Annotated in this window: 21 protein-coding genes and 4 tRNA genes; 12 read left to right on the forward strand and 13 right to left on the reverse strand. The window is 70.2% G+C overall.

Annotation, left to right across the window (positions count from 1 at the left end; translation table 11 throughout):
* Positions 1-11: 11 nt before the first annotated feature.
* A complete protein-coding gene (locus ACIBQ1_RS29830) occupies positions 12-869 on the reverse strand; it encodes an LLM class flavin-dependent oxidoreductase (protein WP_397282605.1) in 858 nt (285 codons plus the stop codon).
* Between the two features lie 75 nt (positions 870-944).
* On the reverse strand, positions 945-1,964 hold the full coding sequence (locus tag ACIBQ1_RS29835; protein ID WP_397282607.1) for an aldo/keto reductase: 1,020 nt from the start codon (positions 1,962-1,964) through the stop codon (positions 945-947).
* A gap of 199 nt (positions 1,965-2,163) precedes the next feature.
* On the opposite strand from ACIBQ1_RS29835, the gene ACIBQ1_RS29840 reads away from it, so the two are divergent.
* The 3 genes from ACIBQ1_RS29840 to ACIBQ1_RS29850 all read left to right on the forward strand — a co-directional run bounded on the left by ACIBQ1_RS29840 (position 2,164) and on the right by ACIBQ1_RS29850 (position 3,854).
* On the forward strand, positions 2,164-2,757 hold the full coding sequence (locus ACIBQ1_RS29840) for a TetR/AcrR family transcriptional regulator (protein WP_397282608.1): 594 nt from the start codon (positions 2,164-2,166) through the stop codon (positions 2,755-2,757).
* A 181-nt stretch (positions 2,758-2,938) separates the two neighbouring features.
* Complete coding sequence (locus ACIBQ1_RS29845) at positions 2,939-3,325, forward strand: hypothetical protein (protein ID WP_397282609.1); 387 nt, start codon at positions 2,939-2,941, stop codon at positions 3,323-3,325.
* 382 nt (positions 3,326-3,707) lie between these two features.
* On the forward strand, positions 3,708-3,854 hold the full coding sequence (locus tag ACIBQ1_RS29850) for a hypothetical protein (protein ID WP_397282610.1): 147 nt from the start codon (positions 3,708-3,710) through the stop codon (positions 3,852-3,854).
* Positions 3,855-4,059: 205 nt separating this feature from the next.
* Here the strand turns inward: ACIBQ1_RS29850 and ACIBQ1_RS29855 are convergent, their stop codons facing one another.
* The 4 genes from ACIBQ1_RS29855 to ACIBQ1_RS29870 all read right to left on the reverse strand — a co-directional run bounded on the left by ACIBQ1_RS29855 (position 4,060) and on the right by ACIBQ1_RS29870 (position 7,446).
* The gene (locus ACIBQ1_RS29855) at positions 4,060-5,094 is read right to left on the reverse strand and encodes a hypothetical protein (RefSeq protein WP_397282611.1); all 1,035 of its coding nucleotides are present in this window, start codon (positions 5,092-5,094) and stop codon (positions 4,060-4,062) included.
* Positions 5,091-5,639, reverse strand: a complete 549-nt coding sequence (locus ACIBQ1_RS29860) for an RNA polymerase sigma factor (RefSeq protein ID WP_397282612.1) — start codon at positions 5,637-5,639, stop codon at positions 5,091-5,093. The genes ACIBQ1_RS29855 and ACIBQ1_RS29860 overlap by 4 nt, the downstream gene beginning before the upstream one ends.
* A gap of 38 nt (positions 5,640-5,677) precedes the next feature.
* The gene (locus ACIBQ1_RS29865; protein ID WP_397282613.1) at positions 5,678-6,913 is read right to left on the reverse strand and encodes a hypothetical protein; all 1,236 of its coding nucleotides are present in this window, start codon (positions 6,911-6,913) and stop codon (positions 5,678-5,680) included.
* A 458-nt stretch (positions 6,914-7,371) separates the two neighbouring features.
* Positions 7,372-7,446 (reverse strand) — tRNA-Val (locus ACIBQ1_RS29870).
* A 516-nt stretch (positions 7,447-7,962) separates the two neighbouring features.
* On the opposite strand from ACIBQ1_RS29870, the gene ACIBQ1_RS29875 reads away from it, so the two are divergent.
* Entirely contained in the window at positions 7,963-8,379 is a 417-nt protein-coding gene (locus ACIBQ1_RS29875; RefSeq protein ID WP_103958541.1) for an SsgA family sporulation/cell division regulator, read from the forward strand.
* Between the two features lie 4 nt (positions 8,380-8,383).
* Here ACIBQ1_RS29875 and ACIBQ1_RS29880 read toward each other — a convergent pair whose 3' ends face one another.
* Positions 8,384-9,004 (reverse strand): DUF305 domain-containing protein, encoded by a 621-nt coding sequence (locus tag ACIBQ1_RS29880; RefSeq protein ID WP_397282614.1) that lies wholly within the window; start codon positions 9,002-9,004, stop codon positions 8,384-8,386.
* An 81-nt stretch (positions 9,005-9,085) separates the two neighbouring features.
* Here ACIBQ1_RS29880 and ACIBQ1_RS29885 point away from each other — a divergent pair, with 81 nt between their 5' ends.
* Complete coding sequence (locus ACIBQ1_RS29885; protein WP_397282615.1) at positions 9,086-10,468, forward strand: LVIVD repeat-containing protein; 1,383 nt, start codon at positions 9,086-9,088, stop codon at positions 10,466-10,468.
* Positions 10,469-11,138: 670 nt separating this feature from the next.
* Here the strand turns inward: ACIBQ1_RS29885 and ACIBQ1_RS29890 are convergent.
* The 5 genes from ACIBQ1_RS29890 to ACIBQ1_RS29910 all read right to left on the reverse strand — a co-directional run bounded on the left by ACIBQ1_RS29890 (position 11,139) and on the right by ACIBQ1_RS29910 (position 13,620).
* A tRNA-Val gene (locus tag ACIBQ1_RS29890) sits at positions 11,139-11,213 on the reverse strand.
* 5 nt (positions 11,214-11,218) lie between these two features.
* Positions 11,219-11,289, reverse strand: a tRNA-Cys gene (locus tag ACIBQ1_RS29895).
* 15 nt (positions 11,290-11,304) lie between these two features.
* Positions 11,305-11,376: transfer RNA gene (locus tag ACIBQ1_RS29900), tRNA-Gly, on the reverse strand.
* Between the two features lie 82 nt (positions 11,377-11,458).
* The gene (locus ACIBQ1_RS29905) at positions 11,459-12,184 is read right to left on the reverse strand and encodes an SDR family NAD(P)-dependent oxidoreductase (protein WP_397282616.1); all 726 of its coding nucleotides are present in this window, start codon (positions 12,182-12,184) and stop codon (positions 11,459-11,461) included.
* 227 nt (positions 12,185-12,411) lie between these two features.
* On the reverse strand, positions 12,412-13,620 hold the full coding sequence (locus ACIBQ1_RS29910; protein ID WP_397282617.1) for a hypothetical protein: 1,209 nt from the start codon (positions 13,618-13,620) through the stop codon (positions 12,412-12,414).
* Between the two features lie 111 nt (positions 13,621-13,731).
* Between ACIBQ1_RS29910 and ACIBQ1_RS29915 the strand changes: the two genes are divergently transcribed.
* The 3 genes from ACIBQ1_RS29915 (at position 13,732) to hutH (ending at position 16,684) form a co-directional block, all read left to right on the forward strand.
* The gene (locus ACIBQ1_RS29915) at positions 13,732-14,286 is read left to right on the forward strand and encodes a hemerythrin domain-containing protein (RefSeq protein WP_397282618.1); all 555 of its coding nucleotides are present in this window, start codon (positions 13,732-13,734) and stop codon (positions 14,284-14,286) included.
* A 117-nt stretch (positions 14,287-14,403) separates the two neighbouring features.
* Positions 14,404-15,111 (forward strand): ArsR/SmtB family transcription factor, encoded by a 708-nt coding sequence (locus ACIBQ1_RS29920; protein WP_397282620.1) that lies wholly within the window; start codon positions 14,404-14,406, stop codon positions 15,109-15,111.
* Positions 15,112-15,133: 22 nt separating this feature from the next.
* The gene (hutH, locus tag ACIBQ1_RS29925) at positions 15,134-16,684 is read left to right on the forward strand and encodes a histidine ammonia-lyase (protein WP_397282621.1); all 1,551 of its coding nucleotides are present in this window, start codon (positions 15,134-15,136) and stop codon (positions 16,682-16,684) included.
* Positions 16,685-16,697: 13 nt separating this feature from the next.
* Here hutH and ACIBQ1_RS29930 read toward each other — a convergent pair whose 3' ends face one another.
* Positions 16,698-17,885, reverse strand: a complete 1,188-nt coding sequence (locus ACIBQ1_RS29930) for a Rid family hydrolase (protein ID WP_397282622.1) — start codon at positions 17,883-17,885, stop codon at positions 16,698-16,700.
* A 58-nt stretch (positions 17,886-17,943) separates the two neighbouring features.
* Here ACIBQ1_RS29930 and ACIBQ1_RS29935 point away from each other — a divergent pair, with 58 nt between their 5' ends.
* The 4 genes from ACIBQ1_RS29935 to ACIBQ1_RS29950 all read left to right on the forward strand — a co-directional run bounded on the left by ACIBQ1_RS29935 (position 17,944) and on the right by ACIBQ1_RS29950 (position 23,371).
* Positions 17,944-18,861: a LysR family transcriptional regulator gene (locus ACIBQ1_RS29935; RefSeq protein WP_397282623.1), complete on the forward strand. Its 918-nt coding sequence runs from the start codon at positions 17,944-17,946 to the stop codon at positions 18,859-18,861.
* Positions 18,828-19,856 (forward strand): chorismate-binding protein, encoded by a 1,029-nt coding sequence (locus ACIBQ1_RS29940; protein ID WP_397282625.1) that lies wholly within the window; start codon positions 18,828-18,830, stop codon positions 19,854-19,856. The genes ACIBQ1_RS29935 and ACIBQ1_RS29940 overlap by 34 nt, the downstream gene beginning before the upstream one ends.
* Positions 19,853-20,683, forward strand: coding sequence for an aminotransferase class IV (locus ACIBQ1_RS29945; protein ID WP_397282626.1), 831 nt, complete (start codon positions 19,853-19,855; stop codon positions 20,681-20,683). Before ACIBQ1_RS29940 ends, ACIBQ1_RS29945 begins: the two co-directional genes overlap by 4 nt.
* A gap of 87 nt (positions 20,684-20,770) precedes the next feature.
* A complete protein-coding gene (locus tag ACIBQ1_RS29950) occupies positions 20,771-23,371 on the forward strand; it encodes a hypothetical protein (protein ID WP_397282627.1) in 2,601 nt (866 codons plus the stop codon).
* Positions 23,372-23,409: the final 38 nt, after the last annotated feature.

The raw sequence follows: 23,409 nt of genomic DNA on the forward strand, positions 1-23,409 counted from the left end.
ACCCACGCGGCTCAGACCGACGCGGCTCGGACCGACGCGGTGATGAGCTCGTCGGCGACCCACCGTGCGACGTTGGCGGGGTAGGGCGCCGGCAGTCCGAGGACGATGTGCCGGAAGCCGGCGTCGATCGCCTCGCCGATCGAGTCCCGGGTGATGTCGGGCTGGTCGTAGGAGACCGGCAGATGGATCGAGCGGATGATCGAGGCGGGGTCGCGACCGAGCTCGGCGCAGTAGCCGTCCAGCAGCCGGCTGCGGCGGACGACGTCGTCGATGTCGCCGCCGGGGATGTTCCACAGGTCGGCGTGCTCGGCGGCCACGCGTAGTGTCGGACCCGAGCGCCCGCCGATGAGGATGGGCGGGTGGGGGCGCTGGACGGGCTTGGGGTTGCAGAACGCGCCTGTGAGCCGGACGTGGGCGCCGTGGAAGTCGAACGGTTCGGCCTCGGTCCACAGCCGCCGGATCACCGTGCAGGCTTCGGCGAGGCTCTCCACGGCGTGGGCGGCGTCGTGGAAGGGCAGGCCGTGCGCGTCGTACTCGCGCCGGGCCGCGGGCCAGCTCGGACGTGAGCCGGCGCCGATGCCGAAGTCGAGCCGGCCGCCGGAGACGATGTCGACGGTCGCGGCGATCTTGGCCAGCAGCGCGGGCGGCCGGAAGCGGTTGCTGGTCACCATCACGCCGAGACGCAGCCGCCGGGTCTGCGCGGCGAGGGCCGAGAGGAGCGTCCAGCCTTCGTGGGTCGTTCCGTTCGGGTCGCCGAAGATGGGCAGGAGATGATCGAACAGCCACGCGTGTTCGATCACCGGGATCGTGTCCGCCTCGCGCCAGACCCGCAGGATGTCCTGGTAGTCGACCTGTGCGGGCGCGGTCATGATCCCGAAGACAGGCCGGGAGGTGTGCAACATTGGGAGCCTTTCGGATTGTTTAACCGGAACACGGTTCCGTGATCAGCGGCGCCGCAGCGACCTGTCGAGGAGGGCGGGCGGGGTGTCGTACTTCTCCTCCGGGGCCAGGTCGACGCCGGGTGCGACGATCGCGTCGACGGCGTCGAGCACGTCGGCGGAGAGCACCGTGTCCGCGGCGGCGAGCTGCGCGCGCAGGTGGTCCGGCGTGCGGGGGCCGACGATCGCGCTGGTCACGGCCGGATGCGCGGTCACGAACCCGAGCGCGAGCTGGATCATCGTCAGCCCGGCCTCGTCGGCGACCTTCGCCAGCTGCTCGACCGCGTCGAGCCGGGCGCGGTTGGACGGGACGGAGAGGTCGAACCGCTCCGGCCTGATCGCCGAGCGGTGGGTGGCGATCTCCCGGCCCTCGCGGACCGCGCCCGACAGCCAGCCCGACGCCAGCGGGCTCCACACCAGCACGCCGAGCCCGTACTGCTCGGTCACGGGCAGGACGTGGGCCTCGACCCCGCGCTGCAGGATCGAGTAGCTGGGCTGCTCGGTGACGTAACGGCTCAGGTGGTGGTCGCGGGCGGCCCATTGGGCCTGCACGATGCGGTAGGCGGGGAAGGTCGAGGAGCCGAAGTAGCGGATCTTCCCCGCGCGCTGCAGGTCGGTCAGCGCCGACAGCGTCTCCTCGTCGGCGGTCTCCGGGTCCCACCGGTGGACCTGGTAGAGGTCGACGTGGTCGACGCCGAGGCGGCGCAGGCTGTTGTCCAGCTCGGTGACCAGCCAGCGGCGCGAGCCGCCCCGCTGGTTGCGCCCGTCGCCCATCGGCATCCCTGCCTTCGTGGCCAGCACGACGTCGTCGCGGCGGCCGGCGATGGCCTTGCCGACCATCTCCTCCGACTCGCCGGCGCCGTACATGTCGGCGGTGTCGATGAGGTTGATCCCGGCCTCGAGGGCGGCGTCGACGATGGCGGTGGCCTCGTCCTGGGTGGTGCGTCCGATCGCGCCGAAGTTCATCGCGCCGAGCACGAGGGAGCTGACCTGCACACCGGTGCGGCCCAAGGTGCGGTACTGCATGAGCGTGTCTCCTCCACTGCGGGTGGATCGTGGTGATGGGGTGCGGCTTTGGCCGCCGGCCCCCGCTCTGACATCATGAGCAAGAGGAACCTCGTTCCGATTACGATAGGGAACATCGTTCCGTTTTGGCAAGCGCGGGCTTTGACAGGCGCGGGCTTCGGCAGGCGCGGGCTTCGGCAGGAGTGGAGGGAACGGCGCGGTGAACGACAGCGACGGCGGCGCGAGGCGTGCGGCCCCGCGTAAGCGGGCGGACGCCCGGCGCAACGAGAGGACGCTGCTCGACGCCGCCGCGGCGGTCTTCGTGACCTCGGGCGTCGAGGCGCCGGTGCGCGACATCGCGGCCAGGGCGGGAGTGGGCGTGGCCACGATCTACCGCCACTTCCCGACCCGGTCGGATCTCATCATCGCCGTCTTCCGGCACCAGGTCCAAGCCTGCGCCGAGGCCGGTCCGACCCTGCTGGCGAGCGGCGTCACCCCGCACGCCGCGCTGGGGCGATGGATCAACCTGTTCGTCGACTTCCTGGTCACCAAGCACGGGCTGGCCGCCGTACTGCGGTCCGACGACGCCGGCTTCGACACGCTGCACACGTACTTCCTCGACCGGCTCGTACCCGCGTGCGCCCAGCTGCTCGAAGCCGCGGCCGCCGCCGGCGAGATCCGCTCCGACGTGGACGCCTACGAGCTCATGCGCGGCGTCGGAAACCTCTGCATCGGCGCGGACAACGATCCCCGATACGACGCGCGCCGGCTGGTCGAGCTGCTCATCGCCGGACTGCGCCGGCCGCACCGCTAGCCTCAGATCTACGAGGTCGCTGCCGATAAGGCCCGCTGGTAAGAATCGCGCCATACGGCCCGAACGGCGGCATCGCCGCACGTCACAGTGCGCGACTACGACAGCTGCCGAGGATGGCCGCCGCTGCAGTCGTAGATACTTGCACCAGGAAGAGGGGTAAATGACTGCTCTCACACGTCTGGTGACGTTCGTCGACGTCGATAATCAGGCGGTTGACACCATCTCGGTGTCGGTGCGTCACGAGGCAGAGCTCGTCGACGGAACTCGGGTGCTGCTGCTGAATGACCGAGGTTGGGGCTCATCGCAAGGCTGGGCCGCGACGTCGGTAGCAGACATACAAGAGACGACGCGGGCGGTGGTTGGGCCCGATGAGCCGTTCGGCGGCCGTTCCCAGGAAGACATGGAAGCAGACCATTGGGCCTCGCTCCAGCAGATCGTCCAGCGGCAGGGAGTCATTGTCGACGCGGCCGCGCTCAGGCAACTGCCGCACGACGTCGTGCTCAGCCAACAGGTGCTCGCGCGCATCGGTGGCGACTCAGACACCGAGGCGACCTGCGGAAACGCCTGACACCGCGTTTCTGAAATGGCTGGATTGATGAGTCCAAGGCATAGCTGCGGAGATAGGGCGAGGATGTCCGTTCTCGGGTTGTGACGACCGAACTGGACACCCTCGCAACCGCACTCTGTATGAGGGTCGATGATCTGCTGAAGGGTGCGCCGGAGTTGGCCCTGTGGCGGCCGGCGGCAGCCTCCACGCAAGAGGCCCGTGTCTGCTCGTACAGCGGGCTATCCGCAACGCGCATCTCGTACGACGCCATCTGGATAGCCGCTGTCGCATTCGCCCCCTACGGTTCATTTTCAGGCGTGTCCAAGAACATGCTCACAGCCTTTGAACTTTGTCGACAAAGCGCTCAGCGCCGATTCATCGATTTCCATGACTGGGAGACACCATGCGCCGCCACACCGTACTCACCATGGCCGCGATCACTGCCCTTGGCAGCTTTCTCGCGTTCTCAGCCGCCGCTGCCGCGACACCGGACAGGAGTGTGCGCATCACCGGCGTAAGCGCGGCGATCGACGGTCCCGTCCACGAGTAAGGATGCAAGCGCCTCGGCTCGGAGGTCATCTGCTGCCCGCAGGTCACCGACCGGTCGCGTTCCGTTGGCGCAGCCGATTGAAGCCTGGTTGACGGGCGCCGCGGCCAGGTGAAATCCCCGCAGGTGACCCGGGCAGCGGTCACCTGCGAGGGCCGGTTCGTGCCCACCGGCGGCATGTCGGACGCACTGCCACTGACCGGTTTGGCTACGGGGGAGAGATCTGCTTTCTTGTCCCGGCCCAAGTGTTGCCCTGCCAGAGGTTGCCGGGGGCGTCTTTGTCGAAGGCCACCGCTGGGCCGTATTTCCCGTGGTCGCGGAACCGGTTGCGGATCACCCTGATGTGGTGGGAGCCAGGCCCGGCGCCGGCGGCGAGGGTGTAGTTGCCGCCGTCGAGCAGGTTGTCCTGGACGAGGACGTCGGTCTGCGGACCGCTGTCGGTATAGAGCGAGATCGTGGCGTTGGCCGCCGAGGGGTTGAGGATCGTGTTGTGCTCGATGAGCACGTGGGGGGCTCCTCCCGCGTGGTAGATCCCCATCGAGTTGACGTCGTGGATATATGAGTCGGTGACGCTCGCTCGCTCTGCGAGGACCAGCCCGACATCGGCGCCGTGGATACGGGTCCGTCGCACGCTCAGTCCGGACGCCTCCTGGCGCACGGCGTACTCGGCACCGCCGACGATCTCCGTGTCCTCGATCACCAGTCCGCGGGCGCCCGGCTGCTGCCTGATTCCGAAGAGCGCGCCATCGCCCAGGACGATTTTCATGTTGCGCAGCGTCACGTTCGCGGCCTCCACGAAGACGCTCCCGGTCACCCGCAGACCGTCGACGACCTGGCCTGGCTTGCGGACGCGCAGGTCACCGGGGTGTTCTCGCAGAGAGACGTGCCGAGGAACGCCTGTGTTGCCGGCGTCGGGCCACCCGCGCGCCGATGGACGACCGCTCGGTGTGGGGGTGGGATTCGGGGACCGGGCCGAGGGTGTCTCGCGCGGGGCCTCGGTGGTGGGGACCGCCGGCGAGGGTGGCTCTTGGGGGTGAAGCAGCTGCCGGCTGATCGCGATCCCGCTGATGGTCACCGTGACCAGGACCGCAGCCGCGAGCATGACGACCAGCCGCCCCCGACTTCCCGGGTGAGCCGCCGACACGCCTTGGCGCCATCGGTCAAGCCTGCCGGGGGCGTCCACCTGGGTGAAGAGGGAGCGGGCATAGTCCTCGAACGCCGAGTCGTCGTCGCGCTGGCTCACGGCCCACCCTCTTCGTACATCTGGCGCAGCCGCGACAGCGCCCGCCGTGTGGCCACAGTAGCCGCGTGCTCGGACAGGCCCATGATCCCGCCGACTTCGGCGTATGACAGGTTGGCCGCGATTCGCAGGCCCACCAGGAGGCGGTCGCGCTCGCGCAACCGCGCCGATGCCGCGAGAACGAGACGCAAGTCGTCCCGGAGCAGCACTGCGGCTTCCACGTCCGCGTTCGCATCGGCCTCCGACCGCACGGACAGGAAACGAGTCCACAGCAGTGACCAGCGGTCGCGCCGTCGATTATGGTCGACCACCGCGTTCCGCGCGATGGCGGTCAGCCAGGCGGCCACTGCCTCGGGCGCCGGCCGGGTCCGCTCGTATGCGGCGAAGGCAGACACGAACACGTCCGCAGCGACGTCTTCGGCCTCAGAGGGATTACCCATCTGTGAGAGGCAGAATCGATAGATCCGGGCGGCGTGTGTGCGATACACGATCTCGAAGGACAGAGGAGTCGCGGCATGCTCCCGCGTCTCTCCACCCGGATCCGTCACAGCCTTGAATCTCCTGGTAATTGGGATATCGCCTGCTGTTATTTACAGGCAAGCGTCCCGGTGGTGGATGTGATCCGATAGTCCGGGCTGATCGTGACCAGGGTGTTGCCCGACCAGGAGACACCCGCGCAGTCGCTGTTGACGGGACCGTACTGCCAGGAGTCCTTGACGATCCGGTTTCCCGTGAAGACGAAGCCTTTGCGGTCGTGCATACGCACCGTATAGCCGCCGCCGGCCAAGAGATTGTCCGCGATCACGGCTCCGGCCGAGTCGTCGGCGAAGAAGATGGGCGAGGTGGTGCCGACGAACTTGGTGGGACGCTGGTCGACGGTGTTGTGGCGGAAGACGACGTTCTTGCCGCCTTTGTAGCCCTGGATCCCGTCGGAGTGATCTCCGGGATTGGAGCAGAGTTTCACGAACGAGTCCTGGATCAGGATGTTGTCCCCAGAGTCGCGGAAGCCGTCGCCGAAGTTGTGGATGTGGACCCGCCTGGCCGTGTAGTTGCTGAAGCCGACACCCACGTAGCCGTCGCAGCCCTCGGTCGCGCCGACAGAACTGTCGGTGATCGTGAACCGATAGTCCGCACCCTCACTCCGGTAGTTGCTCACCCCGCCGGCGATCGAGGAATTGCGGATTTCGACGCCATCGGCCTTGACCAGAAGCTTGCCGGTGATGCGTACACCGTCGATCACCTGGCCGGGCTTGGAGGCGGTGAAGTCGCCGTCAAAGGTGGTCAGCTTGGTGCCCTCAGGTACCCCCGTGCAGGCCGGCGTCGGGTAGGACGGTGGCGGTGGGCAGTTATTGCCCGGGGCCGGGCCGGTAGTGGGTGTGGGTGTGGGCTTGCCCGTGGGAGTAGGGGTAGGTGTAGTCGTCGGCCCGGGAGCCGGTGTGGTGTCCGCAATGAAGCGGCTGTAGATGTTGGTCTCTTTCCCGTCCTTCATGACCATCTCGGCCAGCACGACGTGCGGCCCCTTCTTGATCGTGGCCACGTCGAACGGATTGGCCGCGCCGCTCGCGGCGGTGCCGGCGAAGTCGAACGGTGCTGTCTTGTCCACGGTTCTTGCCTGGCCAAGCGGATCATCGAGCCGGAACGTCACCGACGCCACGTTTCGAGTGTCGCCGCTTAACGTGATGTAGACCTTGCCGCGAATATTGGCATGATCCAGCTTGATCGAACCGCTCCGATCAGGGGCCGTGCTCACTCGCAGGAGCGGCCCGCCGGCCGCAGAAGCGGAAGCGTGCACCGGCCCGCCCGAACCGACCAGCACGAGCACCGTCCCGCACGCGATCGCTGTGAGGCTGCCACGAAGTCTCTGCATGGTTCCCTCGTCAACATCATTGCACCGGATATTTCCGATACGTCTGACTTTAAGAACGCGCCAGCCACACAAACCTCACAAGTTCATCGGCATCTCATGGTGCGCATCCGCACCAACCGCAGCGTGCCCGGCCAAGCAGGGGGTGCGCTGGTCGTGGTGGCGCGGGTGCGGGCCGCGATGCGCCCCGGTCAAGGACAAGCCGATCAAGGCCGTCAAAGACCTTGAGGCGGGCATCACCGCACAGGAGACCTACACCGTGCGCGATGCCGTCAACGACTGGCTCAGCAAGGGCCTCAAGGGCCGGCCCGAGAACACCGTCACCAAGCTACGCATCCTCGCCGAGACGCACGTCATCCCAGGGCTGGGGAAGATCAAAAGGGCCACGTCCCGTGTTGGGATGTGGCCCTTGACCTTGGTGGGCGATACTGGGATCGAACCAGTGACCTCTTCGGTGTGAACGAAGCGCTCTCCCCCTGAGCTAATCGCCCGCCCTGCCTGCTCCTTGCGGTGCCGACGGGGAAAACCATACCGCACTCTGGCACCTGCTGGCGAAGCGAAGCGGCCGGGTGGTGGTTCGCAAGTGGCTGCGCGGTTGCTCTGGGGTTGCTCCGGGGAGGATCGGGGGAGGTTCCGGGGTGACGAGGACGGGGCCGGGGGAGGGATTCAGGTGAAACGCGGCGGTTGCCCACCGGCGGGGTGGGTCGGTGGCATACCATCGTCCTGTTCCGTAAGGCACCGATCGCGATCTTTTGGTAAGAAACGTTCATGGTCGGCGTGGCGGGACAGGCTCCACAACACGCAAAACCCTCGTAAATACGACCCGATTTGATCCCGTTTAGCCTGGTAGATGCCTAAATGTCCAGCTGTGATGTGCGTTACAGAAGGCCCCTGGAGCGGAATCTTTCCTACAGGTTTCTTCGTTCCGCGTCATAGCTCAGGACGAAGTCCGTCAGAGCAGTGAAAGCCCCGAAGAGGGGACCTACGACGAAAAGGTTTGGCTGACGATGAACAGCACCACCGTCTCCGCCGAGCTTGGCCTTCGGCTTGTGGTCCCCGACCGTACTACCGTCCCCCTGCTCGCCGGACTGAGTTACACAGCCGACGACCCTTACGCCATCCGCATGGCCTTCCACGTAGGGAATGACGAGCCGGTCGAGTGGATCTTTGCTCGCGAACTGCTCACCGTGGGCATCGTGAGACGTGTTGGCGACGGCGACGTGCAGGTGTGGCCGGCGCGTGCCGACGGCGAGCGCACGCTGCACATCAGTCTCACGTCCCCCTTCGGGCAGGCGCTCTTCGAGGTGCCGCTGGCCCCGCTCACCGAGTTCCTGCACCGTACGTACGAGAAGGTCCCCGCGGGCCGCGAGACGGACTACATGGATCTCGACGCCGAGCTGACCAACATGCTCTGGCCCTCCTGACCCCCTAGCCAGGCAGCGTTTCCAGGACCTTGCGCATGCGGGCGATCTCGATGCTCTGACCCGAGTAGACGTCCTTCGCCATCAGCCGCATGCGCTGGTCCCGGCCGGTCGCCAGTTCCTCCCCCGCCATCTTGACCGCTCCCTCGTGGTGCCGGGTCATCAGCTGCAGGAACATACGGTCGAAGGCCGCCCCCTTCGTGGCGCGCAGGGCGTTCAGCTCCTCGGGCGTCGCCATGCCGTACTGCGTCGCCTGGGTGTGCGTGTGAGCGTCCGGGGCCGAGCGGCCGAGCTCGGCCAGCCAGCCCGTCATGGCCTTGATCTCCGGGGTCTGGGCGGCGGTGATCTGCCGGGCGAACGCGCGGATGGTGTCCGTGGTCGTACGGTCGTTCACCAACGAGGTCATCTCCAGGGCCTGACGGTGGTGCGGGATCATGGCCTCCGCGAAGCGCACGTCCGAGGCCACCGTCGGCACGGGCGTCTGCCCGACCCGCTCCCCCGGCGTCGCGGTACGGCCCGCCGCCCCCGGACGCCCCGGCACGATCACCGGCGCACCCGTGCCCACGGGGGAAGGTCCGGCAGGCTCGGCAGGTTCCTGTGAGCAGGCGGTGAGGACAAATGTGGTCACAACTGTGATGAACACCGCACACGACCGCGTACCCACTGACATAGCTTCCATAGTGAACTACGAGACAAAGGGGAATGCGCGTTGATCTCTGCCAAGTTGCGCGGAGCGTTGTTGTGCACGGTACTGCTGTTAACCTCCGCCTGCGCGGCGGGGCAGTCAGCGTCCGGGGAGTCGACACCCGCCACCTCCACGCAGGAGACCAGCGCTCCAACCGGCAAGTCGCCGTCCGGCGACGGCGTGATGACGAGCGACAACGTCAAGCTCGTCGCCCAGTTGCCGCGCACCGCCCCGCTGAACGGCCGCGACGACATCAACACCGACCTGGCGTTCCAGGGTGACTACGCGTACGTGGGGAACTTCGGCGGGTTCGCGATCTACGACATCAGCGAACCGACCAAGCCTCAGCTGGTGAGCACGGTGTCCTGCCCGGCGCAGCAGAATGATGTTTCGGTGTACGGCAACCTGCTCATCCTGTCGATCGACGAGCCCCGCGGCGGCGAGGAGTGCGACTCCGGCGACGACAGCCCCGAATGGGAGGGGCTGCGGATCTTCGACATCACTGACAAGAAGAGCCCCAAGTACGTCAGCGCGGTCAGGACCGACTGCGGCTCCCACACGCACACGATGGTCCCCGCCGGGGAAACGCTGTACGTGTACGTCTCCTCGCCCGGCCCCGAGCCCGACTCGGAGACCTGCCCCCCGCCGCACGAGCTCATCCAGATCGTAGAGATCCCCACAAAGTCGCCTCAGTCCGCAAAAATCGTGGCGAAGCCGGATATCTTCCCTGAGCGGCAGCACTCCGAGCTCGCCTCCGGCTGCCACGACATCACCGCGTACCCCGAGAAGAAGCTGGCCGCGGCGGCCTGCTTCGGCGACGGCGTGCTCCTCGACATCTCCGACCCGGTCAATCCGAAGGTCCTCCAGCAGATCACCGACACGGAGAACTTCCAGATCTGGCACTCGGCGACGTTCAACAACGACGCCACGAAGGTCGTGTTCAGCGACGAGCTGGGCGGCGGCGGCCAGGCCACGTGCGACAGCAACACGCCGCGCACGAAGGGCGCGGACGCCGTGTACGACATCGTGAACGGCAAGCTGGAGCGGCGCGGATACTTCAAGATCCCCCGGGACCAGCAGGAGAACGAGAACTGCGTGGCCCACAACGGCTCCCTCATCCCGGTGCCGGGCAAGGACGTCATGGTGCAGTCGTGGTACCAGGGCGGGGTGTCGATCTGGGACTTCACGGACTCGGCCAACCCCAAGGAGATCGGCTACTTCGAACGCGGCCCGTTCCCGGGCGGTGGCATCGCCGGCTCCTGGTCGGCGTACTACTACAACGGGTACATCTACTCCAGCGACATCATGGCGGGGCTGGACGTGCTGCAGATCAACGATCCCCTCACCGATCCGGCCAAGAAGGTCAAGATGGACGACTTCAACGTCCAGACCCAGAAGTCGTACTGACCCAGGCCCGATGGCCGATCGCCGATGACCGGCTGCTCCGGGGCGCGGCCCACATGACCGCCCTCGGACGCTGACTCGAACGTTTCCCGGGCGGGCGCCCTTCTTGCCGGCGCCCGCCCGTCTTCTTCGCGGCGCCCGCCCGGCCAGGGCACCACCGGCCGCCGTACCCTGGCCGCCGCCGTACCCTGGCCGCCGCCGTGTCCTGGGCCTCGCCTGTGGACGCCGCCCTGGGCGCCGTCTCTGAGAGGCCCCTCCTTCTCGTACGGTGCCCGCTCACCGGCGCTTGAGGGCCGTCTGGGCGCCCGTCACCACGTGACGATGCCTCCGAGAGGGCGGCCGGCCGCTGGGGCGCCCACCAGGCTCCGCCCGTCGCGGACCGCCGCCGCTGGTCCGATGACTGCCACCGCCGCCGCGCGGCCATTGCTCGACGGCCGCTCTTCGGCGGTCACTGCTCGGGGGTCACTGCTCGGGGGTCACTGCTCGGCGGTCACTGCTCGGCGGTCACTGCTCGGCGGTCACTGCTCGGCGGTCTGAGGAGGTCGGGCGTGACAGTGCGGCGGCCGCACGTGCGGACGACGCTCTGATCGGCACGGAACGCCACCTGAACAGCCCGGGACGGCGAAAAGCCCCAGTCTCTCGGCAGATGCCGTGAGCTGGGGCTTTTGGAGCATGGTGGACGATACTGGGATTGAACCAGTGACCTCTTCCGTGTCAGGGAAGCGCTCTCCCGCTGAGCTAATCGTCCTTGTGAGGTGGCGACGGGATTTGAACCCGTGTGGACGGCTTTGCAGGCCGCTGCCTCGCCTCTCGGCCACGCCACCGAGCCGAAAGCTCCGAGCGGAAGACGGGATTCGAACCCGCGACCCTCACCTTGGCAAGGTGATGCTCTACCACTGAGCCACTTCCGCGTCCGCCCCGTCTTGCCCAGGGCGACGAGAGAACTCTAGCGAATCCTGGCCGAGTACCCAAACTGGATTACGCTCCCGCAGGTCACGTGTGGCCCCCGTTGACGGTGATGCGCTGACCTGTGACGAACGCGCCACCCTCGGAGGCGAGGAACGAGACGGCCGCCGCGACGTCACCGGGCGTGCCCATGCGCCCCAGCGGCACCTCCGCGAGGTAGTCGCTCTCGTCGAGGCCCGCGTGCCGCTCGACCGGGATCCAGCCGGGGGCGACGACGTTGGCCGTGATGCCGTACGGGCCCAGCTCGCGGGCCCATACCTGGGTGATCGCGTGCTGTGCGCCCTTGGCCGCGATATAGGCGGACATGCCGGGCAGCTTGCGGTCCACGATGTCGGAGCCGATCTGGATGACCCGCCCGCCGCCGTGCTCCTTCATGCCCGGCAGCACCGCCTGCACCAGCAGTGTCGGGCTCTTGACGAAGAACTCCAGCTGGTCGAGGTGCGCCTGCCAGGTCAGGTCCTCCAGGGCGACGGACGGCTGCGGGCCGGTCGCGTTGACCACCAGGACGTGGACCGGGCCCAGGCGCTCGGCGACGCCGGCGACCAGGGCCGCCACGTCGGGCTCGTGCGTGACGTCGGCGTCGAACGCCTCCGCGGCGCCGCCCGCGGCGTGGATCTCGTTCACCACCCTCGCGGCGCCGTCGGCGTCCCGGCTGTAGTTGACGGCGACGGCCAAGCCGTCGGCGGCCAGCCTGCGCGCGATCACGGCTCCCAGGCCGCGCGACGCGCCGGTCACAAGGGCGACTGCTGTCATGAGACCCGACTCTAGCGACGATCTCCTTGAGCGCCCCCGGCCAGGGCCTCGGCGACGCGAGCGCCATCCGCCTGGCTCAGGCGATGTGAGCGCCATCGAGCGCGTGAGCCTGGTGAGCGCCCTGAATCCGGTGAGTACCGAAGAGCGCTCTGAGCCCAGCGAGCGCCGTCCGGCACTCTGAGCCTGACGAGCGGTGTCCAACGTCCCGAGAGCCCCGTAGGCCGGTTTCAGCGGCCCTGGGGGCCGCCGGACACGCCCGCCGGGTACGGGCCCTCCGTCTCCAGGCGGTACTCGCGGCCGGAAACCGCGCGGTTGCCGTCGATGACGCGCTCCGACGGAGTCCGCTCCCCGTCCGCCAGCGCCTGCCGCCTCCTCCGGAACCGCTCGTGCTCCTCCAGCACGTACCCGGTCCCCAGGGTCGTGCGGTCGACCTGGGTGGCGAGCAGATCGCGGAGGTACGCCCTGTTCGGCTCGAACGTCATCGGCGGCGGGAACGCCTGAGCCAGCACCTGGTCCGGTTCCCGTGCCTCGAAGCGCCTGAACAGCTCCGCCGCCAGCCGCAGATGCTCAAGCTCCATGTTGAGATGCAGCTCCCAGATCCCCTTCACCCGGGGATCCGACTCGGTCTCCATGAACGAGTAGTACAGGTAACACTCGTTGTACTCGTGGTTGAGCAGCCGTTCCCACCAGCTCTCGCCCGGATCGGCCAGCGACTCGTAGTGGGTGAGGTGCCCCTCGTCGATCAGCGCGATCTCCTGGTAGAGCCGGCGGGCCGCGGGCTCCAGGCACATGGGGCCGGCGTTCATGGAGAAGTTCATGAGCTGCTGCTCCAGCGCCATGACGGTGAGCGCGTGCAGCCGCGACAGCGGCTCCGTCTTGCCCCTGTCGTACGGCTCGCGCACGTTGTCCGTCGGGTCCCGATGCTGCAGGTACGTCGGCCGGCCCGGCATCACCTCGGTCACCCGGCCCACGATCTTCTCGGCCGCGCGGTGCTCGATCATCTCGTACAGGTTCGCGTACCGGTAGAGATGGTCGAGATGCTCCAGCACGCCGAACTGATAGGCCTGCTTCAGGTACTCGTCCGGCTCCATCCGCGCCGCCCACGCCGTCAGGTCCACCGCGGCCTGCTCGTAGGCGATCGTGGTCTCCACCACCGACGACACCCCCGGCAGCAGCCAGTTGACCACCTTCTGCTGCTGCGCCTCGATGTAGCGCACCCGCGCCAGTCGCTGCCTGATCTCGGCGTCGGGGCAGTGGCGGGCGAGCTGGTGGCCGAAGAAGATCGCCTCCGTCTCGATCCCGTTCATGGTGATGATCCGGCACCGCGTGTAGGGGTCGATGTGGTCGGGGTCGATCGGTGTGACGTTCAGCTGGTTCCAGGCGCGCAGCTGGTCGTCCAGCGGGATACCCCGCTCCTGCAATGGGTCGAAGGCCATGTCGCTGCGCTTACCCGGGGCAAGATACGGCAACCTCCGCGTTCGGTCCTCTAACGGCCCGCGTTCGGTAAGGAAGCGCGTGTTCGCCGGAGCCTCGGGTAGGGCGCGGGCGTGGGTGAACAAGATGTCATCGATTTGCTGGTGACCCAGCACAGCCAGATCAGAGATCTGTTCGACGAGGTGGAGCAGGCGCCGCCGGACAAGGTGGAGGAGGCCTTCGACCGCCTGACGCGGATGTTGTCCGTGCACGAGACGGCCGAGGAGGAGATCGTCCACCCGTACGCGCGCAGGAAGCTCGACAACGGGCAGGGCGTCGTGGGCGACCGCCTCACCGAGGAGAACCGGGCCAAACGGCTCCTCCTCGACCTCCACAAGGGCGGCGTGGACCATCCGCAGTTCTGGGAGCGCCTCGGCGAGCTGCGGATCGCCGTGGCCGCGCACGCCCGGAGCGAGGAACGCTACGAGTTCGCCAAGCTGCGCGCCAACACCTCCGCGGTCGAGCGGCGGGCCATGGCCGCGGCGGTGCGGGCGGCCGAGAGCCTCGCTCCGCTGCGCCCGCACCCCGGCACGGAGAGCGCCACCAAGAACGTGCTGGTGGGCACGCCGATCGCGCTGATGGAGCGGGCGCGGGAGCTGATCCGCAAGGCACTCGGCAAACGCGGCTGACGCGCGCCCCGACAGGCTCGGCCGGCGCACGCTCCGCAAGCGCCGCTGACGCGCGCCCGGCGAACGCCGCTGACGCTTCGACGTGGGGCGAAATGTCGCCGTACTAACGTCGTACGCATGGAGTACATCGCTCGCGACGCCGACATAGCCCCCGTCGCCGCGCTCATCGCGGACCCGACCCGGGCGGCCATGCTGACGGCCCTGCTCGACGGGCGCGCCCTGGCGGCGGGAGAGCTGGCCAGGGTGGCCGGGGTCAGCGCCGCCACGGCGAGCGCCCACCTGGCCAGGCTGCTCGACGGGCGGCTGGTCGACGTCGTACGCCAGGGCCGCCATCGCTACTACCGCCTGGCCGGGCACGATGTGGCCGAGGTGCTGGAGGTGCTGGCCAGGGTCAGCGCCCGCCCGCCCGTGCGGTCGCTGCGCCAGTCCAGGCAGGCCAGGATGCTGGAGGAGGCCCGCACCTGCTACGACCACCTCGCGGGCCGGGCCGGGGTGGGGCTGCTCGACCGGCTCAGGGACGGCGGCTACTACGCGGCGTACGACCTGACCGAGGCGGGCGAGCGGCTGCTCGGCGGCATCGGCGTGGACGTGGACGGCGCGCGCAGGTCCAGGAGGCGGTTCGCGCCCGAGTGCCTGGACTGGACCGAACGCAGGTCGCATCTCGGCGGGGCGCTGGGGGCGGCGGTCACGGAGGTGCTGTTCGAACGGGACTGGTACCGGCGCGGGAAGGTGCCCAGGGCGGTGGTCCTCACCGACGAGGGCAGGGAGGGCCTGTCTGCATTGTTCCCAAGTAAGGAGCTAACATCGGGTACGCCGGTTACCTAGCAAGCAGCGAGAGAGACTCCCCATGCGCGACAACGAAGTCGTGAACGTCGGCCCCGAGCCCCTGACCTTCGACGACGTCATCAGGGTGGCCCGCCACGGAGCCGCCGTACAGCTCACCGACGACGCCCTCGCCGCCATCTCGGCGGCCCGCCAGCGGGTGGACGAGCTGGCCGAGAGCCCGACGCCCGCGTACGGCATCTCGACGGGCTTCGGCGCCCTGGCCACGCGGCACATCGACCCGGCCCTGCGGGCCCAGCTCCAGCGCTCGCTGGTGCGCTCGCACGCGGCGGGCAGCGGCCCCGAGGTCGAGACCGAGGTCGTACGCGCGCTCATGCTGCTGCGCCTGCACACGCTCGCCACCGGCCACACCGGCATCAGGCCCACCACGGCCAAGACCCTGGCCGCGCTGATCAGCGCGGGCATCACGCCGGTCGTGCACGAGTTCGGCAGCCTGGGCTGCTCGGGCGACCTCGCGCCGCTGGCGCACGTCGCGCTCACGCTGATGGGCGAGGGCGTCGTACGGGATGCCTCCGGGAACCTCCAGCCGGCCGGCGAGGCGCTCAAGCAGGCCCACATCGACCCCGTCGAGCTGGCCGCCAAGGAGGGCCTGGCGCTCATCAACGGCACGGACGGCATGCTCGGCATGCTCATCCTGGCCATCCACGACCTCACGGCGCTCGTCAGGACCGCAGACGTGAGCGCCGCGATGAGCGTGGAGGCGCTGCTGGGCACCGACCGGGTGTTCATGCCGGAGTTGCAGGCGCTGCGGCCGCACCCCGGCCAGGCCCTGTCCGCCGCCAACATGACCAAGGTCCTGCGCGACTCCGGCGTCATGGCCAGCCACCGCGACCCGGAGTCCTGCACCCGCGTCCAGGACGCCTACTCGCTGCGCTGCGCCCCCCAGGTCGCCGGGGCCGCCCGTGACACGATCGCGCACGCCGCCACCGTGGCCGGGTGGGAGCTGGCCAGCGCCGTCGACAACCCCGCCGTGCTGGCCGACGGCCGCGTCGAGTCCAACGGCAACTTCCACGGCGCGCCGATCGCGTACGTGCTGGACTTCCTGGCCGTGGTGGCCGCCGACCTGGCCTCGATGTCGGAGCGGCGCACCGACCGGTTCCTGGACGTGGCCCGCAACCACGGCCTGCCCGCCTTCCTGGCCGACGATCCCGGGGTCGACTCGGGCCACATGATCGCCCAGTACACCCAGGCGGCCGTCGTCTCGGAGATGAAGCGCCTGGCCGTGCCCGCGAGCGTGGACTCCATCCCCAGCTCGGCCATGCAGGAGGACCACGTGTCCATGGGCTGGTCGGCGGCGCGCAAGCTGCGCAGGTCGGTGGACGGGCTCACCCGCGTGCTGGCCGTCGAGGTGCTCACCGCCGCCCGCGCGCTCGACCTGCGCGCCCCGCTGGTGCCCGCGCCCGCGACCGCCGCCGTGGTCAAGGCGCTGCGCGAGACCGTGCCCGCGCCGGGGCCCGACCGGTTCCTGGCGCCGGAGATCGAGTCCGCCGTCCGCCTGGTCGCCGACGGCGGCGTGGTGACGGCGGCGGAGTCGGTCACCGGCCCCCTGAACTAACGGGTCCCCCGAACTAGCGGGGAAGCGCGACGATCAGGTCCACCTCCAGCAGCAGCCCCGGCCGGAACAGCCTGGACACCTCCACGGTGGTGCTGGCCGGGGGCGTGCCGGTGATGTACTTCGCGCGGACCCGCCCGTACTCGATGAGCTGGTCCATGTCCGTCACGTACGTCCGGATGAACGCGATGTCCTCGAACGTCGCCCCCTGGTCGGCGAGGATGCGCGAGACGACCTGGAAGATGTGCTCGGACTGGGCGGCCATGGAGCCCTCTCCGACGAGGTCCCCGTGCTCGTCGAAGGCGGCCTGGCCGGAGACGTAGAGCATGTCACCGACGCGTACGGCGTGGGAGTAGCGGCCGTTCGTGGCGGGGATCGTCGACAGGTTCAGCGGCACCGCGCGGTGGGCAGGATCCCCGCCGGCGTGCTCGGCGATGGCCGTCAGGTCGCGCTCCCCCAGCCCGGCCGCCCGCGCCTCCTGCAGCCTGGCGCGGGCGGGGGTGGCCATGGACGCGCCCTCCGGGCGCCTAGTTTCAGCTCCTTGGTCGCGTGGGCCAGCGATTGACGCGCTCTCCGGCGCAAATACCGAAGATTCAGCCTGTGCCGCATATGCGGCACTTCTGCGGCTTCCTGCTTCATCGACCTGCGCCACCAGTGATGGTCTTACCGAGTCTCCACAGGCTTTCGAGCCTCGCGACTCCGTTCCCGCCCGTCCGGCGGTACCTGACGCGATCACGCTACCAGGCGCCGGTCCGCCTTGACGGCGAATCGGCCTTTCCTGCCCCGCTCCGAGCTCCCGCACCGAGCCGAACACCGACAGCACCTCGCGACAGCCCGACACGTCACCGCCGGCCAGCACGGTCAGCGTGCCGTCGGCCGCCGGGCCCACGCTGCCCAGCACCGGCGCGTCCACCAGGCCCACCTCGGCCGGGAGCAGCGCGCGCAGCTCACGCACCGCCTCCGGGCCGATCGTGGACATCTCCACCACCGTCGTGCCGGGCCGCAGCCCCGGCAGCGCCGCCGTCAGCACCTCCCGCACCGCGGCCGGGTCGCTGAGCATGGTGACGACCAGGTCGGCCCCGTCCACCGCCTCCGCCGCGGACACACCGCTCCCGCGCCGCCACGTGGTCACCTTGTGCCCGGCTCGGGTCAGCCGCCGGGCCATGGGGACGCCCATGCGCCCCTGTCCGAGAAAAGCAATCATGCGCGACAGTCAACCTGGATGCGAGGTATTCCACCACCGACTAGATTGCATATCAGCCATGCGAGATATGAATGCCTTGGATCCCGGAGCGCTGCGGCTGTTCCACGAGGTCGCCGCGAGCGGTTCGTTCACGGCCGCCGCCGAGCTGCTCGGATACACCCAGTCGGCGGTCTCCCGCCGCGTCGCCGCGCTGGAGCGCGCCACCGGCGGGCCGCTCTTCGAGCGGCTGCCCCGCGGGGTGCGCCTGACCCCGGCGGGGCAGGCGCTGCACCGGCACGCCGTGGCCGTGCTCGACCGGCTCGAACGCGCGGGCGAGGAGCTGGCCGCCATCCACACCGGCCGGGGCGGGACGCTCCGGGTGGGCGCGTTCGCCACGGCCAACGTGGACCTGGTGCCCGGCACGCTCAAACGGTTCGCGCAGCGGTGGCCGGACGTCGAGCTGCGGCTGGTCGAGGGGCTGACCTCGCGGCTGATGGACCGGCTGCGCGGCGGCGCGCTCGACGTGGCCGTCATCAGCGACTATCCGGCCGGGCTGTCCGCCGAGGGCGTCCGTACGGTGCCGCTGCGCGAGGACCGGCTGCTGGTGGCGCTGCCCGGCGGCCACCGGCTGGCCGCCGAGGCCGACGTGGACCTGCGGGACCTGGCCGGCGAGACGTGGATCGAGGCCGCCCCGCGCGGGCAGCCGACGCTGCTGATGACCGCGTGCGCGGCGGCCGGGTTCACGCCGCGCAGCGGGCTGCGGGTGGCCGAGTGGACGGGCAAGTTCGGGTTCGTCGCCGCCGGGCTCGGGGTGACGCTGGTGCCGGAGCTGGCGGCCCGGGCCGTGCCGCCGGACCTGGTGCTGCGGCCGCTGCGGGGAATGGCGCCCGCGCGGAAGGTGTACGCTGCCCTGCCCGAGACGCCACTGCCGGCCGCGCTGGAGCTCGTCGAAATGCTGGGAGAATGGGGAGTGTGTACGACGGTTTCGCCCACTTAGGCCACGTGTACGCGACCGGGTTGCGTGACGTGACCTCCGACCTGGCCGCGCTCGACGGCGAGGGCTGGTGGGCTGTCGTCGTCGACTACGAGGGCAAGGTGACGTGCGCCCGGTTCGACCGGGTGCGCCGATCTCCCCTGCCCGCTCCCGCCGGCCCCTGGCACGGGCCTCAGCCCGACCAGTGGCGCAGCTCACTCGACCGGGCCGCCTACGAGCGGGGGGTGCGCGCCATCCGCGGCCACATCGAGCGGGGCGAGGTCTACCAGGCGAACCTCTGCCGGATCCTGACGGCCCCCGTCCCGGCCGACGCCGACCCTCTCGCCCTGGCCGCCCGCCTGGCCGCGGGCAACCCCGCGCCGTACGCGGCCGTCATCCGGGTGCCCGGCCTGAGCGTGGTGTCCGCATCGCCCGAGCTCTACCTGTCGCGTGACGGCGACGTGGTGGAGTCCAGGCCCATCAAGGGCACGGGCGCGACCGCGGACGACCTCCTCGACAAGGACTACGCCGAGAACGTCATGATCGTCGACCTCGTCCGCAACGACCTCGGCAGGGTCGCGGCCGTGGGCTCGGTCGAGGTGCCGTCGCTCTGCGCCGTCGAGGAGCACCCCGGGCTCGTCCATCTCGTCTCCACCGTCCGGGCCAGACTGGCGCCGGGGGCGGGCTGGCCCGAACTCTTCGCCGCGACTTTCCCGCCCGGATCTGTCACGGGCGCGCCCAAGTCGTCGGCTCTGCGGATCATCAACGAGCTCGAACCTGCACCCCGGGGGCCGTACTGTGGGGCTGTGGGCTGGGTCGACGCCGACCGCCGCCGGGCGGCGCTGGCCGTGGGCATCAGAACATTCTGGATCTCGACGCCGGCTCACGGCGGCGGCGAGATCCGATTCGGCACGGGAGCGGGCATCACCTGGGGCAGCGACCCCGGGCGCGAATGGCTCGAAACCGAGCTCAAAGCAGCCAGGCTCATCGCACTGGCATCCACAGGAGGAACTACATGAACATCCCTGTCTGGGTCAACGGCGAGCTGATCGACCCCGCGCAGGCCACCGTCTCGGTGTTCGACCACGGACTCATGGTCGGCGACGGCGTCTTCGAGACGATCAAGATCGTGAACGGCCGGTCGTTCGCGCTCACCCGCCATCTCGACCGGCTCACGCTCTCCGCCCAGCGCATGGATCTGCCGGAGCCCGACGTCGAGGCCATCGCCGACGGCATCGCCAAGCTCCTGGACGTCGCGCCCGCCTGGCAGCTCGGCCGCATCCGCGTCACCTACACCAGCGGCCCCGGCCCTCTCGGCTCCGACCGCGGCGACCAGGGCACCACGTCCGTCGTGATCGTGGACGAGCAGAAGCCGTTCCCGGCCACCGCCAACGTCACCGTCGTCCCCTGGCCCCGCAACGAGCGCGGCGCCCTGTCCGGGGTCAAGAGCACCTCGTACGGCGACAACGCCAAGGCCCTGCTGTACGCCAAGAAGCGCGGGGGCGGCGAGGCCATCTTCGGCAACCTGGCGGGCAACCTCTGCGAGGGCACCGGCTCCAACATCTTCATCGTCCGCGACGGCCGCCTGCTCACCCCGACGCTCGAGTCCGGCTGCCTGGCCGGGGTGACCAGGGCGCTGGTGCTCGAATGGTGCGGCGGGGAGGAGACGGACGTGCCGCTGTCGGCGCTGTACGAGGCCGAGGAGGCGTTCCTGACCTCGACGACCAGGGACGTCCAGCCGATCGGGCTCGTCGACGACACCGAGCTGCCGGTCGCCCCCGGCCCGATCACCACCAAGGCCATGCGGATCTTCGCCGAGCGCTCCGCCGCCGACCTGAACCCGTAAGCGGAAGGGCCCGGCGGCGCTGTCCAAGGGGCCACTTCACCGTCACCGCGCGGAGACACCCGGCCCGGGCCGGGCAGAGGACGGGGCGTGGCGAAGACGACCCGTATCTTCCTGCTCGCGGCCCTGGTCGCCGCGCTCGCCGTCTCCGGCGTGTGCGCCCTGCCGTCCGTGGGCGGTTTCCTGCTCGGCCGGGCCCTCGGCGGCGTGCTGGTCTTCCCCGGAATGGGCAGAGGGCCGGTAGGAGGCACAGCGGGGAGCACGGCGGCGACGCTGGTGGCCTTCGCCCTTGCCTTGACCGGCGGGGGGTATCTCGCGTTCCGGTGGGCCGGGTTCGGCGGGTCGCGGCTGGGGGTGCTGGTCTGCTGGGGGCTGGCCGGCGGCCCCGCCGGGGTGCTGGCCGTGCTGATGTGGACGCGGTTGCAGGATGTGCCCTTTCGGGATTATGTGACGTACGCGGCTTCGTGGGGGATGGCGACGGCGCTGCTCTCCGTCCTGCCGGCGCTGGCCGTCACCCGCGTGGCCCCGGGCGGCCCGCACGAACCTGCCGAACCCGGGAAGGCCGCGAAGAAGACGACCTGGGCGTTCCGGCCGCGTGGCTGGGTGCTGCCGAGCCTGGTGGCCGGGTGGTCGGTGGTGTGGAGCTCCTTTCCCGGGCGGCAGGAGCTGCTGGCCTGGCTGCCGCTCTCGCTGGGCTACTTCGACCAGGTGGCCGTGGTGCTCGCCGCCGTCGCGGCCGGGTCGCTGGAGGGCGTGCTGCGGCGGCGATTACCGGTCGAGGGGCGGCCGGGGCGGGCGTTCGTCCTGGCGTGGATCGCGCTGACCGCGGCCCCGGTTGTGTACGCGGCCGTCGTCGCGATCGACCGCGGCATGCGGGAGCTGCTGCTCGCGGACCCGCTGGGCTGGGCCTGGGCGGCGCGATACCTCCGCGACCTCGGGACGGTGCTGATCGCCGAGCCCGCCCAGGTCGCCGTGCCCCCGCTGCTGCTCGCGCTGGCGGCCACCGGGCTCCAGACGGTCGTCCCCGCCAGGGAGCGCCCGGCCGCCGCGCCCGATCCCGTGCGGCCCGACCGGCGATGGAGCCTGCTGGTGGCCGGGGCGGCGGTCGCGCTGACGTACTTCTGCCTGGCGGTCACCTCGCGGTTCGCGCTGCTGACGCGGCGGACGTTCGACGAGGAGACGCCCGCGCCGCTGCGGGCGCTGGCGCTGCTCGCCCCGCCCGACCCGGCGCTGGGCAGGACCGTGGTGGTGTGGTCGTGGGCGGTGGTGGCCGCGTTCGTGGTGACGGCGGCGGCGCTGGTGTATGTGGCGGTCCGGGGGCAGCTCGTCCGGCTCTTCCCCGCCTCTGACTACCTGGTCCTGACGGGCGCGCTCGCGCTGGCCACCGCGCTGGCCTGGAACATCGGCAGCGTGATCGGCAGCGTGATCGACAGGGTGGTGGGCCCTGCGGTCACCGGCGAACGGCCGCTGGACGTCTCGCCCGCCCGGGAGGCGGCCGCGTTCACCGGTTTCGTGGTGCCGGTGTTCGGGGCGCTGCTGTTCATCGTGCATTCGCAGGCCGGCCTGACCAGGTTCGTACGGATTGTCGAGCTGGAGGGCGAGGAGGGCTGGGCGAAGCTGCGCGAGCGCTACCGGGCCTGGAGGGAGCGGGTGCGCCCGCACGTGCCGAGCCGCGGGGAGCGCGGCCTGGCCGCGGCGCGGGCGGGCGGGGCGGCGCTGGTGATCGCCGTGGTGGCGGGGGCGTTCCAGGGGTTCGGCGCCGGGCCGCCCGCGGGGCGGGTCGACGCGCCCTTCCTCGCCGTGCCGGTGCTGAGCGTGACCCGCCCGCCGCTGGAGAACCTGACCGCCGCGCTGTACGTGGTGCTCCTGGCCGGCCTGGTCTACCTCGCCTTCGCCAGGCTGAACACGAAGGAGCGCCGGGCGGCGCCTCTGCTGGCCGTCTGGGGGCTGTCGGTGGTCGCCGGCGGGCTGGCCGGCCTGTTCGACCCGGTCACGGGGCTGCAGACGGGCCTGGTGGCCGGGCCGCTCGTGGCCGCGGCGCTCGTGGTGCCGCTGCGGCGCAAGCTCCTCCTGTACGGCGCGGCGCTGCTGGTGCTCGTGGCGGCGGCGCCGGCCGTGAAGGGGAGCCCGGCGCGCGAGCGGGTCGCCCTCAGCCCGGTCGCCTGGCGGGAGCAACGCCCGAGGCTCACGATCGACGTCTCCTACCCGCGCGCCCAGGGCCCCGACGCGGCGCGGATCGACGCGGCGCTCGCCGAGCCGGTGCGGGAGGCCGTCGAACGCGCGTCGCGGGACCTGCGCGCCGACCCCGCCGCCACCGGCGCCGTCACGTCCACGTACGTCGTCGTGCGCAACGACGCCGACGTGATCTCCGTCCGCTACATGATGGCGGGGGACGTCGGGCGGGCCGTCAACTACGACCGGGCCGCGGGCCGGGCGCTCGCCGTACAGGAGATCTTCGCCCCGGCCGTGCTCACGCCGGCGGGCCGGCGGCGGCTGGCCGACGCGCTGCGCCCGCTCATGCCGCCGCCCCAGAACCCGCGCACCGTGAGCGTCGACAACGACCGCGTGCTGGTCAACCTGGCCACGGGCGCGGTGGAGTTCACGTTCGGGCGCGGCTACTACTGCGCGGCCTGCGAGCCGTTCACCGTACGGGCGTCGCGCGAGCGGCTGGCGGGGCTGCTGCGGCACTGAACGATCTGGTCATCGAGCGCTCATAGCGCGACGATCAC

This window comes from Nonomuraea sp. NPDC050153 (assembly GCF_044460125.1).
Classification (GTDB): domain Bacteria; phylum Actinomycetota; class Actinomycetes; order Streptosporangiales; family Streptosporangiaceae; genus Nonomuraea.